Source organism: Streptomyces sp. NPDC043867, from assembly GCF_056435845.1.
Genome location: NZ_JBWKDS010000012.1, coordinates 113,793 through 129,163 on the forward strand (window position 1 = coordinate 113,793; position 15,371 = coordinate 129,163).

Annotated in this window: 12 protein-coding genes and 1 pseudogene; 10 read left to right on the plus strand and 3 right to left on the minus strand. The window is 71.6% G+C overall.

Annotated features, from left to right (window positions below):
* Positions 1 to 50 precede the first annotated feature (50 nt).
* The gene (locus tag AC069T_RS14640; protein WP_478783157.1) at positions 51 to 260 is read right to left on the minus strand and encodes a hypothetical protein; all 210 of its coding nucleotides are present in this window, start codon (positions 258 to 260) and stop codon (positions 51 to 53) included.
* On the opposite strand from AC069T_RS14640, the pseudogene AC069T_RS14645 reads away from it, so the two are divergent.
* From AC069T_RS14645 to AC069T_RS14655, 3 genes and pseudogenes are all read left to right on the plus strand, one after another.
* Positions 235 to 486: pseudogene (locus AC069T_RS14645) on the plus strand (ArsR/SmtB family transcription factor); the annotation flags it as partial. The gene AC069T_RS14640 and the pseudogene AC069T_RS14645 overlap by 26 nt on opposite strands.
* Positions 487 to 613: 127 nt before the next feature.
* A complete protein-coding gene (locus tag AC069T_RS14650; RefSeq protein WP_478783153.1) occupies positions 614 to 1,054 on the plus strand; it encodes a DUF6278 family protein in 441 nt (146 codons plus the stop codon).
* Positions 1,055 to 1,252: 198 nt separating this feature from the next.
* Positions 1,253 to 1,996 carry an amino acid ABC transporter ATP-binding protein gene (locus AC069T_RS14655; RefSeq protein ID WP_478783080.1) on the plus strand — a complete coding sequence of 248 codons (744 nt, stop codon included), beginning with the start codon at positions 1,253 to 1,255 and terminating at the stop codon, positions 1,994 to 1,996.
* 428 nt (positions 1,997 to 2,424) lie between these two features.
* Here AC069T_RS14655 and AC069T_RS14660 read toward each other — a convergent pair whose 3' ends face one another.
* Positions 2,425 to 4,008, minus strand: coding sequence for an alpha/beta fold hydrolase (locus tag AC069T_RS14660; protein ID WP_478783081.1), 1,584 nt, complete (start codon positions 4,006 to 4,008; stop codon positions 2,425 to 2,427).
* Positions 4,009 to 4,274: 266 nt separating this feature from the next.
* Between AC069T_RS14660 and ggt the strand changes: the two genes are divergently transcribed.
* The 7 genes from ggt (at position 4,275) to AC069T_RS14695 (ending at position 14,534) form a co-directional block, all read left to right on the plus strand.
* Positions 4,275 to 6,068, plus strand: coding sequence for a gamma-glutamyltransferase (gene ggt / locus AC069T_RS14665; RefSeq protein ID WP_478783082.1), 1,794 nt, complete (start codon positions 4,275 to 4,277; stop codon positions 6,066 to 6,068).
* Positions 6,069 to 6,243: 175 nt separating this feature from the next.
* Positions 6,244 to 7,917 carry a hypothetical protein gene (locus tag AC069T_RS14670; protein WP_478783083.1) on the plus strand — a complete coding sequence of 558 codons (1,674 nt, stop codon included), beginning with the start codon at positions 6,244 to 6,246 and terminating at the stop codon, positions 7,915 to 7,917.
* A gap of 170 nt (positions 7,918 to 8,087) precedes the next feature.
* Complete coding sequence (locus AC069T_RS14675; RefSeq protein WP_478783084.1) at positions 8,088 to 8,930, plus strand: nitrilase-related carbon-nitrogen hydrolase; 843 nt, start codon at positions 8,088 to 8,090, stop codon at positions 8,928 to 8,930.
* Entirely contained in the window at positions 8,927 to 10,216 is a 1,290-nt protein-coding gene (locus AC069T_RS14680) for an aspartate aminotransferase family protein (RefSeq protein ID WP_478783085.1), read from the plus strand. Before AC069T_RS14675 ends, AC069T_RS14680 begins: the two co-directional genes overlap by 4 nt.
* Positions 10,217 to 10,402: 186 nt before the next feature.
* On the plus strand, positions 10,403 to 11,803 hold the full coding sequence (gene hydA, locus AC069T_RS14685; protein WP_478783086.1) for a dihydropyrimidinase: 1,401 nt from the start codon (positions 10,403 to 10,405) through the stop codon (positions 11,801 to 11,803).
* Positions 11,804 to 11,814: 11 nt separating this feature from the next.
* Complete coding sequence (locus AC069T_RS14690) at positions 11,815 to 12,837, plus strand: TIGR03842 family LLM class F420-dependent oxidoreductase (protein WP_478783087.1); 1,023 nt, start codon at positions 11,815 to 11,817, stop codon at positions 12,835 to 12,837.
* A gap of 170 nt (positions 12,838 to 13,007) precedes the next feature.
* The gene (locus AC069T_RS14695) at positions 13,008 to 14,534 is read left to right on the plus strand and encodes an NCS1 family nucleobase:cation symporter-1 (protein ID WP_478783088.1); all 1,527 of its coding nucleotides are present in this window, start codon (positions 13,008 to 13,010) and stop codon (positions 14,532 to 14,534) included.
* A gap of 30 nt (positions 14,535 to 14,564) precedes the next feature.
* Here AC069T_RS14695 and AC069T_RS14700 read toward each other — a convergent pair whose 3' ends face one another.
* Positions 14,565 to 15,227 (minus strand): hypothetical protein, encoded by a 663-nt coding sequence (locus AC069T_RS14700; RefSeq protein WP_478783089.1) that lies wholly within the window; start codon positions 15,225 to 15,227, stop codon positions 14,565 to 14,567.
* Between the last annotated feature and the right edge of the window lie 144 nt (positions 15,228 to 15,371).

Consider the following 15,371-nt stretch of genomic DNA (forward strand, 5'->3'; position numbering starts at 1 on the left):
CCGACGGGGTGACAGGTGCACCATGAAGCTAGGGAGGCGACGGGTACGCGTCAATGAGCCGCGTCCGAACGAGCGGTGAACTCACCCGGTGTCAGGTCGCCCCGGGCGCCAGGGGGCCCGGCACACACCGGAGTTGTCCGGTCGGCCTGGGCGGCGACGGCGACGGCGTCGGCGCCGTCGCCGGCGGAGAGGAGCGTCGCGGCGGCGAGGGGGCCCCGCAGGGCGGCCGGGTGCCGCCCGCCTCTGGTGGCGGTCCACACGCCCGGATGGCACTCCGTGGTGCAGTACCCCGTGGCCGAGCCGGGTCCGTCCGGGCCGGTGCCGCTGGAGACGGTCACCCTGAGGCTGGAGGCACTCGCGCATCCGGTACGCCTGCGGCTGCCGCGCACCCTGGCCCGCGGCCCGCACACCACCGGCGAACCGGCCCACGCCTGGGAGGTCTCACCCCCCGAGATCCCCCGCCACCTCGCCGTCCTGCGCCGAGCTGCTCCCCGGCCCCTCGACGGGCGCGGTCAAGGTGGATGATTCCGTGATCAACTGCCGCACGATACATTCGTGGACATGCCGGGAACGCGGGCCCGTCGGCGAACGTTCCCCGATGGAGAGGCCGGTGATGGACATCCCCTTCCTGGACAGGTGGCGCAGGCGGCACCTCACGGGGCGCAGTCAGGTGCTCGCCGCGGCCTTCGAGGACGACCCCGAGGGCGTGGCCGAGCTGCTCTCGGAGTGCGAGCTGCTCCGCTCCCAAGCCGCCATGGCCGGACTCGAACTGGACGACTCCCCGGCCTCGTTGACCGCTCTGGACCAGCTCCTGCCCCGCTGGCGGGACGACCCGGAGGCGCTGCCCTGGCTGGCGAACGACGCGGGCCTCTATCTCGGCTCGGTCGTCGTGCGGACGGTCCCCGGCGCCTCCTGGCACGTGTGGCCCGGCGGCGCCCCCGCGGTGCGCCTCGCGTCGGGCCGTGAGATCCCGGTCGTCGAGGCCGGCCTGGACTGGGCGGTGCACGGCGCCCCGCAGCTCTCGCAGGTCTACGCGGAGGCCGCGGAGGCGTGACAGCCGCCGTCCGGATCACCCCGGCCCCGCGGTGTCCGGTGGCCGGCAGGGCGTGGGGTCCGCGGGGCGGCACCGCCTCGCCGTCGTCGCGGTCCCCTCAAATACGGTTAATCGCGGGCAGGGCGTGTCGCTCGGTGCGTCCCGTTGCGCGTGGATAGTTTGCGCTGACCGACACGGCTGAGAGTGGGCAGGTCCGGGATGGCCGTCGATCCGCTGATCGAACTGCATGGCGTGAACAAGTACTACGGCGAGCTGCATGTCCTGCAGGACATCGATCTCACCGTCGGCAAGGGGGAGGTGGTCGTGGTCATCGGCCCCTCGGGGTCGGGCAAGTCCACACTGTGCAGGGCGATCAACCGGCTGGAGACGATCCACTCCGGGTCGATCAAGCTCGACGGGCAGCCGCTGCCCGACGAGGGCAAAGCCCTCGCCAGGCTCCGCGCCGAGGTCGGCATGGTCTTCCAGTCCTTCAATCTCTTCGCCCACAAGACGGTTCTGCAGAACCTCTCACTGGGTCAGATCAAGGTCCGCGGCCGCAAGAAGGCCGAGGCCGACAAGCGCTCGCACGAACTCCTCGACCGGGTGGGTGTCGCCGAGCAGGCCGACAAGTACCCGGCGCAGCTCTCGGGAGGCCAGCAGCAGCGCGTGGCCATCGCCCGCGCCCTCGCCATGGACCCCAAGGCACTCCTGTTCGACGAGCCGACCTCGGCCCTCGACCCGGAGATGATCAACGAAGTCCTCGAGGTCATGCAGCAACTCGCCCGCGACGGCATGACGATGGTCGTCGTCACCCACGAGATGGGCTTCGCGAGGTCGGCCGCCAACCGCGTCGTCTTCATGTCCGACGGCCGCATCGTCGAGGACCGCACCCCCGAGGAGTTCTTCACCGACCCGCACAGTGACCGCGCCAAGGACTTCCTCTCCAAGATCCTCAAGCACTGAGCGGGGGCGCATCGCATGATCCGCACGACAGGTGCGCTCCGCGCGCCCCGCCTCCGCCGGATCCAGGTCACGCCGTACGCGCCCGCTCCGAGGTCCGCACGGGCCGAACTGCTTCCTGTGCAAAGCCGGTTGGCCGTGATGTCGAGGGGCGTGTCCCCCTCGCCGCCGGTCGCCCGCGGAGGGTTCCGCACCTCCGGGCAACGGGTCGCGCCGAACCTCGACTACGATTTGCTGTTCATCCCCGCGGTGACGGTGACCTCGCCGATCCGCACCGGGATGTGCGGGCCGCTCGTCCGGTACACCCTCGGGTGTTCCGGTGCGAACGGCGCAGTCCCGAGACCGAGGCCGCGGCACCGGCCGAACCAGGGACGCTGCTGCCGGGTGTGCAGTAGCTGAGAGGGCCAGGCCCGCCCGGCAGCAGCCGGAGATCACTGCTCGCGCAGGGGCACCGTCACATACGACGGGTCGTGTTCCGGCGAGGAGAAGGTCAGCTGCGCGCCGGTCGGGTTGTGCTCGATGTAGAGCGGGTCGACCGTGTCGACCACCAGCGCGAGCCGATGCCCTGCCGGGACGTCGTAGGCCGTGGAGAACAGCTCCAGGTCGACGCCGAACGGCTTGCCGGGCGTCTGCCCGTGGAAGGTGTACGGCGCGTGGCCGACCAGCTTGCCGAGGCCGAGCGGGCCCACGTCGTAGAGGTACGCGACGAGGGTGCCGCTCTCCTTGGTGCCGGTGACCGTGGTGTGCAACCGGGGCGTGCCGCGCACCTGCTGGGCGGTCGGGTACGCAGACGACTGCCACACGGCGGCCCAGCGGCGCGGCAGCAGCGGGACCGAGGCCGTCGGCGGCAGCTGGGCGAGCTGGTCCAGGAGGCTGGAGAGGACGACGACCCCGCCGTTCGCGCCCGAGTCGACGTTCGTGTGGATGGTCCTCTCGCCCGCGAGGGAGAGCTTCCGGCCGGCGGCGCCCACGGACTTCCAGTCCGGGTAGCCCTCGTAGCCGCCCGTCGAGCGCGGCTTGAGCCGGACCGGCTGCTCGCGGTCGACGCCGTTGTCCTCGCCCTTGAGGTAGTGGTCGAACCACCTGCCCGTGTCCGTCCACACGTCGTTGGGGAGCCCGAGCAGGCCGGTCGCCTCGGCGGTGGCGTGGTCACCGGGGCGGAACTGCAGACGTTTGGGGCCGGTCAGCCGCTCGTAGAAGTCGGCGTACTGGTTGGGCGGGAAGATCGAGTCGCCCCAGGCGTTGGCGAGCATGACCGCCGTACCGTTGGCGTTGATCCGGTCGACGGCATAAGCAGCGGAACGTTTCTTCCCCCAGTCGATCATCTCCTGCTCCTTCGACAGGTTCGAGCCGAGGAAGTTCTTCAGGGTCTCCTGGAGTTCGGCGCTGGGGCGGCCGGTGAGGTAGCCCGTGCCGCCCAGGAGCGCGGCGGCCTGGACGTGCTGGGTGCGGCCGGAGTAGATCGAGTCGATGAGGTCGGCCCAGCCGCTGAGGGCTGCCACGGCCTTGACGCGCTCGTCCTGTGCGGCGGCGAGCAGACTGATGCCGGCCCCGTACGAGACGCCCGCCATGCCGACCTTCGCGGCGTCGGCCGGAGTGTGCGCCAGCGCCCAGTCGATCACCTTGGACGCGTCGGCGGTGTCCGGCGGCCCGGCCACTTCTATCTCCCCGCCGGACTGCCAGAATCCCCGGGAGTTGTAACTGACCACCACATAGCCGGAGTCGGCCAGCTTCTGCGCCTGGGCGAGGTACTCGATCTGCGGCACGGACCAGCTCGTGGGCAGCACGAGCAGCGGGTAGCGCCGGGTGCCGTCGGAGCCCGCGGGCGTGATCACGTTGGCCCTGAGGACCGTGCCGCCGTCCCCGGCGATGTCGACGAAGCGGACGTCCGCCGTGCTGCTCGTGGCAGGCGCCGCCTGCGCGGTGGGGGCGAGGCCGAGGGCGGTGCCGGCGATCAGGGTCGCCGAGACGGCTCCTGCGGCGGTGGTTCGCAGGGCCTTGCGCGGGTGTCCCACGGGATCACTCCTCACTCGTGTCAGTGCAAAGTGACCCGAAGGTAGCCGCGGAGACTTACTCCGGGTAACCCGTCGGTAAGTTACGTGCGAGTAACGATTGTTGAAGTGTTCATTTCGTGCGCGACCGCGACGAGTCCGACGGCATCGGGCCCGTAACCGCGAGTCGACGACCTCCGGCACGCGCGCCGGACCGTGGTCGAGGCGGTCCTGACGGGCGGCGTGGAGGGGAGTTACGCTGCGCGGACGGCTGTTGACTGGAGGTACGGATGCGTCGCCCTGTGGCACGGAGTCTGGCGGTTCTGGCGGCTTCGGCCGCGATGGTGTCGGTGGGCGCGGCGGCGCCGCCCTCGGCCGGTGCCGCGGAGAAGGTGCCGGTCGCCGTCGGCTACGGCGGCGCCGTGGCGAGCGTCGACGCGGACGCCTCCGCCGCCGGGATCGAGGTCCTGAAGAACGGCGGCAACGCGGTCGACGCGGCGGTCGCCACGGCGGCGGCGCTCGGCGTCACCGAGCCGTACTCGGCGGGCGTGGGAGGGGGCGGCTACTTCGTCTACTACGACGCCAAGTCCCGTAAGGTGCACACGATCGACGGCCGGGAGACCGCCCCGCTCACCGCCGACGAGAACCTGTTCGTGGAGGACGGGAAGCCGGTCCCGTTCGCGGACGCCGTCACCAGCGGGCTGGGCGTGGGCACGCCGGGGACGCCGGCCACCTGGCAGGAAGCCCTGGACGGCTGGGGCAGCAAGCCGCTCGGCTCCCTCCTGAAGCCCGCCGAGCGGCTGGCCCGCAACGGCTTCACGGTCGACGCGACCTTCCGCTCCCAGACCGAGTCCAACCAGGCCCGCTTCGCGGACTTCCCGGACACGGCCGACCTGTTCCTGCCCGGCGGCGCGCTGCCGGTGGCCGGGTCGACCTTCAAGAACCCCGATCTGGCGCGCACCTACCGGGAGTTGGGCCGCCGTGGGGTGGACGCGATCTACCACGGCGAGCTGGGCCGGGACATCGTCGACACGGTGAACGATCCGCCGGTGGACCCCGCGTCGGGACGCGTGGCCCGCCCCGGGGAACTCACGCTGAAGGACCTGGCCGCCTACGAGGCGAAGCGGCAGGCGCCGACGAAGACGTCGTACCGAGGTCTGAAGGTCTACTCGATCGCCCCCTCCTCCTCGGGCGGCACCACGGTCGGGGAGGCGCTCAACATCCTGGAGCGGACCGACCTCTCCAGGGCGAGCGAGGTCCGGTACCTGCACCGCTTCATCGAGGCGAGCCGGATCGCGTTCGCGGACCGCGGGCGCTGGGTGGGCGACCCCGCCTTCGAGGACGTACCGGCCAAGGAACTGCTGTCGCAGCGGTACGCGGACTCGCGCGCGTGCCTGATCAAGGACGACGCGGTGCTCACCAGCCCGCTGGCGCCCGGTGACCCGAGGCACCCGGCCGCCTGCAACACCGCGGGAACGGCGGCTCCCACGACGTACGAGGGCGAGAACACGACGCATCTGACGGCCGCCGACAAGTGGGGCAACGTCGTCGCCTACACGCTGACCATCGAGCAGACCGGCGGCAGCGGCATCACGGTCCCCGGACGCGGCTTCCTGCTCAACAACGAGCTCACCGACTTCTCCTTCACCCCGGCGAGCCCCGGCGTCCACGACCCGAACCTGCCGGGCCCGGGCAAGCGTCCCCGTTCCTCGATCGCCCCGACGATCGTCCTCGACCGGCACGACCGGCCGGTCGTGGCCCTCGGTTCCCCGGGCGGTGCGACCATCATCACCACGGTGCTGCAGACCCTCACCGGCTTCGTCGACCGGGGACTGCCGCTGGTCGACGCCATCGCAGCGCCGCGGGCCAGCCAGCGCAACCAGACGACGACCGAGCTCGAACCGGCCCTGTGGAACAGCCCGTTGCGGGCCCGGCTGGAGTCCCTCGGGCACGGCTTCCGGCAGAACCCGGAGATCGGCGCCGCCACGGGCGTGCAGCGACTGCCGGACGGGAAGTGGCTCGCGGCGGCGGAGCGGGTGCGCCGGGGAGGCGGCTCGGCGATGGTGGTGCGGCCCGGCCGGTAACGCATTTCAGTTCCGGCCCGGGCGCCAGGGGGCGCCCGGGCCGGACGTCGCGGCCGAGGAAGCGCGAGCCGCGGGAGCGACCGCTCCCGCCTGAAAACTCCCCGTAGCCGTCCCGTAACACGACTGGTGTTCGCTACCGGGTCGGAGCACTCCAGTCGGGGCGGGGAGTTGGGCGATGGCTGTGGAACAACTCACGTTCGAAGTACGGGAGTTCGCTGCCTATCTGAACGGTCTTGTGACACGCCTCGACCAGAGCGGCGGCTGGTGCGGGGTCTTCTGGCAGCGTGACCCCGACGGCATGCGTGCCTGCCTGGACGGCTGGGAGGTGCCGCCCTGGGACGTCGTGGAGGCGCTCCTCCAGGACCTCGCGGCGGAGTACGGCTCCGGAGTCGCCGCCGGGGAGGCGGAGCGGGCCCGCGCGCTGCACGGGGCCTCGCTCGCCGCGTTCGATGCCCGGCCCGGCGGCCGTGACGCCCTCGGGGACCGCCTCGACGTGATGCTCCGCGAGCAGCGCTACGCCGTCGAACGCCAAGCCGAACTCGGGCGCCTGCTGGGTACCGCCGCCTCCCGGGAGGAGGCCGCCTCGATCCGCCTCGACCTGGACTGGGCCCGCGACGACCACGACCGTGCCACGGCGCGCTGCGCGGAGCTGCGCCGGCGGATGCGGGAACTGGACCGCCGGGCCGGGCGCGCCCGCGAGCGGCGAGGGGTGGACCTCCCGGCCGACGGGGGCGGGGCCGGGCCTTCCCCAACGGGGGACCCGAGGGGCGGGGCGCCCGCTTCCTGGTCGGCGTTCGGGGTGCAGCAGACGCCGGACCGCGGGGACGGGCCCGGGACCCCGAACACCCCGCACCCCGCCGGGTACGTCGACGCCGCTCACCTCGCGGAGGCCCGGGCGGACGCGTACGCCGCTCACCCGGTCGCGGCCGACCTTTCCACCTCCGGCGCTCACCCGTTCGTGGCCGACCCGCGCCCTGACACGTACGCCGCTCACCCGGTCGCGGCCGACGAGGGCGCGTACGCCGCTCACCCGGACCCGGCCGACCCCGGCCCTGAGGTGTACGCCGCTCACCCGACCCCCGTCGTCGACCCCGGCGCCACGCCCGCCGCGCCCGCGGTCTCCGTGGCCAAGCCGCGCTCCAAGCGCCGCGCCCGCGGCGGGGCCCGGTTCGCCGGGATGGTGGAGGCGGACGACGCCCGTGTCGCCGTCCCCGCGGAGCCGGGTCCGGGTCCCGGCCGCCGTACGCCCCGGGGCGCCCGCTTCGCGGGAGCCGCCGAGGAGGCCGCGCGCCCGCAACCCCGCAGACAGCCGCTGGACGACGAGGGAAGGCGGGACACCGTGGACACCGTCGCGGCCCTGGTGCGCCTGCGTGCCGAGGGCCGCAGCGGCGAGGCGCACGCCCTGCTCGTCGAGGCGGCGTACTGGCCCGCCGCCCGCTTCCCGCTGCTCGCCGCCGAACTGCACCGGGCGGGCCTGGACGCCGACTGGGCCACACTGCTGTGGGAGGCGGCCTCGCTGCCCGCCGGCCGGCTGGTCGCCGCGGCGGACGCCCTCGTCGCGGCGGGCCGCGTCGCGGACGGCCGGCAGATGCTGCGCCAGGGCGTCGCCCGGCCCGCCCCTGAGATGGGGGCCGCCGTACTGGAACTGGCGGCGGCGGGCCGGGACCGGGACGTCCGCGCGCTGCTCGACGCCTACGTACGGGTCCGCCCGCCCGAGGAGGCCGCCCGCAGCGTGGCCGCGGACCCGCTCCACCTGGTCCCCCTGCTGCTGGAGTCCGCCCGCGGCGCCTCCGAGGAGTGCTACTGGGACCTCGTGCACGCGCTCCGGGTCGCCGGGTTCGCCGCCTGAACCGGCGTCCCGGTGGCCCGCGCTCACCCACAGGAGTGTGAAACATGATCGACTCAGCGGGTTCACGACGATGGTCTTGGCAAGGCCGCCGCGGAGGCTTACTTTCGAGCCTCTACAGCCTTTGTCTACGGGCGTAGAAGCTCTCTGACGTCCCGTCGAAGGAGCACACCATGGCCAACGTCGTACGCGCCGCCCTGGTCCAGGCCACCTGGACCGGCGACACCGCATCCATGATCGCCAAGCACGAGGAACACGCGCGCGAGGCGGCCCGCCAGGGCGCGAAGGTCATCGGATTCCAGGAAGTCTTCAACGCGCCCTACTTCTGCCAGGTCCAGGAGCCGGAGCACTACCGCTGGGCGGAACCGGTACCGGACGGCCCGACCGTCCGCCGGATGCAGGACCTCGCCCGGGAGACCGGCATGGTGATCGTCGTGCCCGTCTTCGAGGTCGAGCAGTCCGGTTTCTACTACAACACCGCGGCCGTGATCGACGCCGACGGCAGCTACCTCGGCAAGTACCGCAAGCACCACATCCCGCAGGTCAAGGGCTTCTGGGAGAAGTACTACTTCAAACCGGGCAACCTCGGCTGGCCGGTCTTCGACACCGCGGTCGGCAGGGTCGGCGTCTACATCTGCTACGACCGCCACTTCCCGGAGGGCTGGCGTCAACTCGGCCTCAACGGCGCCCAGCTCGTGTACAACCCGTCCGCCACCCACCGCGGTCTGTCCTCGCACCTGTGGCAGCTCGAACAGCCCGCCGCCGCCGTCGCCAACGAGTACTTCATCGCGGCGATCAACCGGGTCGGCATCGAGGAGTACGGCGACAACGACTTCTACGGAACGTCGTACTTCGTCGACCCGCGCGGCCAGTTCGTGGGGGACGCGGCGAGCGACAGGACCGAGGAACTCCTCGTCCGCGACCTCGACTTCGACCTGATCGAGGACGTGCGGCAGCAGTGGGCGTTCTACCGGGACCGCCGTCCGGACGCGTACGAGGGGCTGGTGCGGCCGTGACCGGCCTGTACGCACGCCACCGGGCCGTCCTGCCCGACTGGCTCGCGCTCTACTACGCCGAACCGATCGAGATCACCCACGGCGAGGGCCGTCACGTCTGGGACGCCGGCGGCAACAAGTACCTCGACTTCTTCGGCGGCATCCTCACGACGATGACGGCGCACGCCCTGCCCGAGGTGACCAAGGCGGTCAGCGAGCAGGCCGGGCGGATCATCCACTCCTCGACGCTCTACCTGAACCGGCCGATGGTCGAACTCGCCGAGCGCATCGCCCAGTTGTCCGGAATCCCGGACGCGCGGGTCTTCTTCACCACGTCCGGCACCGAGGCCAACGACACCGCCCTGCTGCTCGCCACCGCGTACCGGCGGAGCAACCAGATCCTGGCGATGCGCAACAGCTACCACGGCCGCTCCTTCAGCGCGGTCGGCATCACCGGCAACAAGAGCTGGTCACCCACCTCGCTGTCACCCCTCCAGACGCTGTACGTCCACGGCGGTGTCCGCTCCCGCGGCCCGTATGCCGGCCTGGGCGACGCCGACTTCATCGCCGCCTGCGTCGCCGACCTGAAGGACCTGCTCGGCCACGTGCGCGCGCCCGCGGCCCTGATCGCCGAACCCGTCCAGGGCGTCGGCGGTTTCACGGCACCCCCCGACGGCCTGTACGCGGCCTTCCGCGAGGTCCTCGCGGAGCACGGCATCCTCTGGATCGCCGACGAGGTGCAGACCGGCTGGGGCAGGACGGGCGAGCACTTCTGGGGCTGGCAGGCACACGCCGCGGCAGGCCCGCCCGACATGCTGACCTTCGCCAAGGGCATCGGCAACGGCATGTCCGTCGGAGGAGTCGTGGCCCGCGCCGAAGTCATGAACTGCCTCGACTCCAACAGCATCTCGACCTTCGGCGGCTCCCCGGTGACGATGGCCGCAGGACTCGCGAACCTCACCTACCTCCTCGAACACGACCTCCAGGGCAACGCCCGCCGGGTCGGCGGTCTGCTCATCGAGCGGCTGCGGGCCGTCGCCGCGCAACTGCCGGAGGTACGGGAGGTGCGCGGGCGCGGACTCATGATCGGCATCGAGCTGGTCAAGCCCGGCACGGGCGAGGCGCACCCGGAGGCCGCCGCGGCGGTCCTGGAGGCGGCCCGCGGGGCGGGCCTCCTGGTCGGCAAGGGCGGTGGCCACGACACCAGCGTGCTGCGCATCGCCCCTCCGCTGTCGCTGACCGTCGCCGAGGCGGAGGAGGGCGCCGCGATCCTCGACCGGGCGCTGAGAAGCACCCTGCAGCGGTGACGGGTCGTCCCCCGCCCGGCGCGGGGAGCCGGGGCCGGCCAGGGTGGCCCATCGTCCCTTCCCCCTCAGCGAGTTGAACGAAGAGGTGCAGACCCTCGATCCCACGGATTCACAGCAGCGGTATTGCCTCAGTGCCCGCGGGCCCGGTGGATCCGGCGCAGCGGGCGAACCGGAAGGAGAGGGAGCATGAGCCGTACCGTCATCCGCGGTGGCCTCGTCATCACCGCGTCCGACGAGATCCACGCCGACGTCCTGATCGAGGACGGACGCATCGCCGCGCTGGCCGCGTCGGGCACCCCGGCCGCCGGGGCGTGGACGGCCGAGCGGCTGATCGACGCCACCGGGAAGTACGTGATTCCGGGCGGCGTCGACGCCCACACCCACATGGAGCTGCCGTTCGGCGGCACCTCCGCCTCCGACTCCTTCGAGACCGGTACCCGGGCCGCGGCCTGGGGCGGCACCACCACGATCATCGACTTCGCGGTGCAGAGCCCCGGCCACTCGCTGCGTGAGGGCCTGGACACCTGGAACGCCAAGGCCGACGGCACATGCGCGATCGACTACGGCTTCCACATGATCGTGTCCGATGTGAACCAGGAGACGCTCAAGGAGATGGATCTGCTGGTGGGGGAGGGCGTCACCTCCTTCAAGCAGTTCATGGCCTACCCCGGCGTCTTCTACAGCGACGACGGCCAGATCCTGCGCGCCATGCAGCGCTCCGCCGAGAACGGCGGCCTGATCATGATGCACGCCGAGAACGGCATCGCGATCGACGTCCTCGTCGAGCAGGCGCTGGCCCGCGGCGAGACCGATCCGCGCTACCACGGCGAGGTCCGCAAGGCCCTCCTGGAGGCCGAGGCAACCCATCGCGCCATCAAGCTCGCGCAGGTCGCGGGGGCACCCCTGTACGTCGTGCACGTCTCCGCGCAGGAGGCCGTCGCCGAAATCACCCGCGCCCGCGACGAGGGCCTCAACGTGTTCGGCGAGACCTGCCCGCAGTACCTGTTCCTCTCGACGGACAACCTCGCCGAACCCGGGTTCGAGGGCGCGAAGTACGTGTGCTCCACCCCGCTGCGCCCGAGGGAGCACCAGGCCGCCCTGTGGCGCGGGCTGCGGACGAACGACCTCCAGGTGGTCTCCACCGACCACTGCCCCTTCTGCTTCACCGGCCAGAAGGACCTCGGCCGCGGCGACTTCTCGAAGATCCCCAACGGTCTGCCGGGCGTCGAGAACCGCATGGACCTGCTCCACCAGGCCGTCGTCGACGGGCACATCTCGCGTCGCCGCTGGATCGAGATCGCCTGCGCGACCCCGGCCCGGATGTTCGGCCTGTACCCGAAGAAGGGCACCATCGCACCCGGCGCCGACGCCGACGTGGTCATCTACGACCCGCGCGCCGAACAGGTCATGTCCGCCGGGACGCACCACATGAACGTCGACTACTCCGCCTACGAGGGCAAGCACGTCACCGGCCGGGTGGAGACGGTGCTCTCGCGGGGCGAACTCGTCATCACCGAGCGGGAGTTCACCGGACGTGCGGGGCACGGCGTCTACACCCCCCGCTCGACCTGTCAGTACCTGAACTAGGAGCGGCGCCCATGGACTTCGGACTCGTCCTGCAGACCGACCCGCCCGCCTCGCGGGTCATCAGCCTGATGAAGCGCGCGGAGCGCAACGGCTTCAGCCACGGCTGGACCTTCGACTCGGCCGTCCTGTGGCAGGAACCCTTCGTCATCTACAGCCAGATCCTCGCCAACACCGAGAAGCTGACGGTCGGCCCGATGGTCACCAACCCGGGCACGCGCACCTGGGAAGTCACCGCCTCCACCCTCGCCACCCTCAACGACATGTACGGCAACCGCACGGTGTGCGGCATCGGGCGCGGTGACTCGGCGATGCGGGTCGCCGGACGCAAACCCAACACCCTCGCCAGGATCAGCGGGGCCATGAAGGTCATCCGCGCCCTCGGCCGCGGCGACGAGGCCGACCTCGGCGGCACGGTCGTCCGGTTCCCGTGGGTCAGGCCCGGCGCCGAACTCCCCGTCTGGATGGCCGCGTACGGGCCCAGGGCGCTGAAGATGGCGGGGGAGGAGGCCGACGGCTTCATCCTCCAGCTCGCCGACCTCTATCTGACCGAGTACATGGTCAAGGCCGTGAAGCGGGCCGCGGCCGAGGCCGGACGCGACCCGGCCGAGGTGACGGTCTGTGTCGCCGCGCCGGCGTACGTCACCGAGGACGACTCGCCCGGGGCACTCGCCCACGCCCGCGAGCAGTGCCGGTGGTTCGGCGGCATGGTCGGCAACCACGTCGCGGACCTGGTGTCCCGGTACGGCGACCACTCCGGCATGGTCCCGGACGAGCTGACCGCGTACATCAAGGCCCGCGAGGGGTACGACTACGCGCACCACGGGCGCAGCGGCAACCCCGACACGGCGTTCGTGCCCGACGAGATCGTCGACCGGTTCTGCCTGATCGGGCCGGTCGAGAAGCACATCGAGAAGCTGCGCGCCCTGCGCGGCCTCGGCGTCGACCAGTTCGCCCTCTACGACATGCACGACGCTCAGGAAGCCGTCATCGACACGTACGGGACGAAGGTCATCCCCGCCGTCAACGGCCGGTAGGCCGGTCACGGCCGCCCTCTTGTCGACGGCCGCCCGTACGAGGGCTGTTGTGCCCCTCCCCGGTTCCTCCCCCTCCCCGCCGTCCCGGGGAGGGGCCGGCGTGCTCCCCGCACCCCCCTCGCGACACCCGCACGGCCTTTCCCGACACTCCTCACCCGATGGGCCTGCTCATGACCGACACCGTCCCCGCCGACAGCCCCCGTCCCGCCCAAGTCACCCTCGCCGACGGCCGGGTGGAGATCGCACCGGGCGCACCCCGGCCCACCGGTCCCTACGCCAACGAGGACCTGCTCCCGGTCCCGGTCGAGAAGCGCACCTGGACCACGTACAACTTCTCGGCACTCTGGGTCGGCATGGCCCACAACACCGCTTCCTGGACCCTGGCCTCGGGGCTGATAGCCGTCGGCATGGACTGGAGGCAGGCCGTCCTCACCATCGCCCTGGCCAACCTGATCGTGCTGGTCCCGATGCTCCTCACCGGGCACGCCGGACCCAAGTACGGCATACCGTTCCCGGTCTTCGCCCGTGCGTCCTTCGGTGTCCGGGGCGCCAACCTGCCTGCGGTCGTACGGGCGTTGGTGGCCTGCGGCTGGTTCGGCATCCAGACCTGGATCGGCGGCGAGGCCATCTACTTCCTCGCCGGGAAACTCTTCGGCGACGGCTGGGCGGACGCCTCGCGGGTCGGCGGCCACGCCTGGACCATGTGGCTGTCCTTCGCCCTCTTCTGGGTCCTTCAAGTCGCCATCATCCACCGGGGCATGGAGACCATCCGCCGCTTCGAGAACTGGGCCGCGCCGTTCGTGCTCGTCGGTGCCGGTGTGCTGCTGTGGTGGATGAGCGGCAAGGCGGGCGGCTTCGGACCGCTCTTCGACCAGCCCTCCGAGCTGGGGTGGGGCCCGGACTTCTGGAAGCTGTTCGCACCCGCCCTCATGGGCATGATCGGCTTCTGGTCCACCCTGTCGCTGAACATCCCGGACTTCACCCGGTACGGCAGAAGCCAGCGCGCCCAGACCTGGGGCCAGGCGCTCGGCCTGCCCACCACCATGACGCTCTTCGCCTTCCTCTCCGTCATGGTCACCTCCGGCTCCCAGGCCGTGTACGGCGAGGCGGTCTGGGACCCGGTCCAGCTGGCCGCCAGGACCGACAACGTCTTCGGTCTGCTCTTCGCCCTGGTCACCGTGCTGGTCGCGACCCTGTCCGTGAACGTCGCGGCCAACCTGGTCTCCCCGGCCTTCGACTTCTCCAACATCGCCCCCCGCAGGATCAGCTTCCGCACCGGCGCGCTGGTCACCTGCGTACTCGGCGTGCTGATCTTCCCGTGGAGGCTGTACGCCGACCCGCAGGGCTACATCTTCACGTGGCTCGGCCTGGTGGGGGGTCTGCTCGGCACGGTCGCGGGCATCCTCATCGCCGACTACTGGATCCTGCGCCGCACGAAGCTGGACCTCGCCGACCTGTACCGTGCCGGCGGCCGCTACTGGTACCACGCCGGCTGGAACTGGCGGGCGGTCGTCGCCTTCGTCACCGGCGGTGTCCTCGCCGTCGGCGGCGCCGACTTCCACCCGCTGATCGACGGGCGGCCCGTACCGGTCCTTGAACCGCTCGCCGACTACGGCTGGGCGGTGGGTCTCGGCACGTCGATGCTGCTGTACCTGGTGCTGATGACCCTGCGGGGGAAGGAACCCGAGAGCGCGTGAACCGGGGGTGCGCCGTGCCGGAGCCGGTGCTTACCCGGCGGCCTTCAGCGCGGCCACCGCCTCTTTCGCGGCCTTGATGGCGCCCTTGTTGATCTCGTCCGTACCGGGCGCCTTCTTCGTCTCGAAGTCACTGCCGTTGTACGTGATGATCACCAGCGCGTTCGACGCGCGGGCGACGACCACGCCCTCGCGGGTCTGCTGCTTGTCCTTGGTGGTGAGGTCCACGACGGAGTAGGCCGCGTCCCCGAGGCCGGGGACCGCCCCGCCGCCGCTCCGCTCCGTGGTGCGCTGCCGGTAGGCGCCGACGGCCGCCTCGTCCGACTTCTTGATCTCGTACGAGATGTCGAGCCAGCGGTAGTCGAAGCCCTTCAGCGCGTTCCAGGAACAGGTGCGCCGCGCGGACTTGTCCGTCGACGCGATCTCCTGCCCGGCCGTCTTGGCACCGGGGACGAGCGACTTGACGGTCTTTTCGCTCACGCCCTCGCACGGGGCGGGCGCGGCGGTGTACGTCCTGGGCGCCGCCGAGGCGGAGGGGGTGGACGTCGTGCCGGTGGAGGTCCTCGGCGCCGGTTCGTGGTCGGCGGCGGGAGCCGCGGCCAGCGGGCCGGACGTCAGGGCCCAGCCCGCCGAGGCGAGCACGGCGACCGGCAGCAGACGCGCGGTGAGAGCGAGCGGCAGAGGAAGGGAACGCACGGCGCACTTCTCGTGGGGGACGGTGCGGAAGGAGTCCGCACTGCGGACGGGACGACAGTGTCACACGAGTCCCTGTGGGGCGGAAGGGCGAACTCGCTCCGTGCCTGAGCGGTGACAGTGACACGCCGTCGACGGACCCCGGTG

What these genes read in the sequence shown, in the direction of transcription:
- hydA (WP_478783086.1), top strand. Translation starts at nt 10,403, where the DNA reads ATGAGCCGTACCGTCATCCGCGGTGGCCTCGTCATCACCGCGTCCGAC.
- AC069T_RS14670 (WP_478783083.1), top strand. Translation starts at nt 6,244, where the DNA reads ATGGCTGTGGAACAACTCACGTTCGAAGTACGGGAGTTCGCTGCCTAT.
- ggt (WP_478783082.1), top strand. Translation starts at nt 4,275, where the DNA reads ATGCGTCGCCCTGTGGCACGGAGTCTGGCGGTTCTGGCGGCTTCGGCC.
- AC069T_RS14695 (WP_478783088.1), top strand. Translation starts at nt 13,008, where the DNA reads ATGACCGACACCGTCCCCGCCGACAGCCCCCGTCCCGCCCAAGTCACC.
- AC069T_RS14650 (WP_478783153.1), top strand. Translation starts at nt 614, where the DNA reads ATGGACATCCCCTTCCTGGACAGGTGGCGCAGGCGGCACCTCACGGGG.
- AC069T_RS14675 (WP_478783084.1), top strand. Translation starts at nt 8,088, where the DNA reads ATGGCCAACGTCGTACGCGCCGCCCTGGTCCAGGCCACCTGGACCGGC.
- AC069T_RS14655 (WP_478783080.1), top strand. Translation starts at nt 1,253, where the DNA reads ATGGCCGTCGATCCGCTGATCGAACTGCATGGCGTGAACAAGTACTAC.
- AC069T_RS14690 (WP_478783087.1), top strand. Translation starts at nt 11,815, where the DNA reads ATGGACTTCGGACTCGTCCTGCAGACCGACCCGCCCGCCTCGCGGGTC.